The organism is Streptomyces torulosus (assembly GCF_001419765.1).
Taxonomy (GTDB): Bacteria; Actinomycetota; Actinomycetes; order Streptomycetales; family Streptomycetaceae; genus Streptomyces; species Streptomyces torulosus.
In genome coordinates this window covers 1-705 of sequence record NZ_LIRK01000644.1, presented here as the reverse complement: position 1 = coordinate 705, position 705 = coordinate 1, and the positions used below count along the sequence as shown (strand labels likewise).

The window sequence follows — 705 nt, the reverse complement described above, 5'->3', positions numbered from 1 at the left end:
ACTCGCGCGCTTCGCGGGAGTCTCGGAAGCGACCGCGCGACGCCGGCTGAGCGCCCTGCGGCGGGCGGGCCGGGTCCGGATCCGCGCCGTGCTCGAACCGGCCGTGCTCGGACTGCCGGTGGAGGCGGTCCTCTGGGTGCGGACCCCGCCGTCACGGGCGGAGGCCGTGAGCACCGCCCTCGCGGAGTCCGCGCACGTCCGCTACGCCAGCTTCGTCACGGGGGAACGCCAGTTCCTCCTGCTGACCGCGTTCCCCGACGAGTCCGCCCTCCACCACTTCGTCACCCGCTCCCCCTGGCTGCGCGACGTGCAGTCCGTGGACGTCTCCCTGGTCCTCACCACCCTGAAACGCGGCGGCATGCTCGCCCCGTGGCTACGGGACTGACCGCGCGTCCGCGGCCTCAGACCACCACGACCCGTACCCCCGCCTCCTCGAACCGTCGTACGGTCTCCGGCTCGGCCGCCGCGTCCGTGACCAGGGTGTCCACCGAGTCGGCCGCGCAGATCCACGCGAACGCCCGCCGCCCCAGCTTGCTGGAGTCGGCCGCGNNAGCAGCCGGTTGACCGCGGCCTCCGCCTCGTCGTGCGCCGCCGCGCCGTGCACGACGTCGAACGCGACCACGCCGAGCACCGCCACATCCAGGGTGATCTGCCCGAGCACCCCGTCCGCGAGCGGCCCGACCAGCTCGTACGACTGCGCGCGGG

At 74.7% G+C, this 705-nt stretch carries 1 protein-coding gene and 2 pseudogenes; 1 reads left to right on the top strand and 2 read right to left on the bottom strand.

The features are described 5' to 3' along the window. A partial coding sequence (locus AOK23_RS50740) for an Lrp/AsnC family transcriptional regulator (RefSeq protein WP_240496721.1) occupies nt 1–385 on the top strand: 385 nt, incomplete at its 5' end. 16 nt (nt 386–401) lie between these two features. Here the strand turns inward: AOK23_RS50740 and AOK23_RS50735 are convergent. Next, nucleotides 402–549 (bottom strand): annotated as a pseudogene (locus tag AOK23_RS50735) (alkaline phosphatase); the annotation flags it as partial. Nucleotides 550–551: 2 nt separating this feature from the next. After that, nucleotides 552–705: pseudogene (locus tag AOK23_RS50730) on the bottom strand (alkaline phosphatase); the annotation flags it as partial.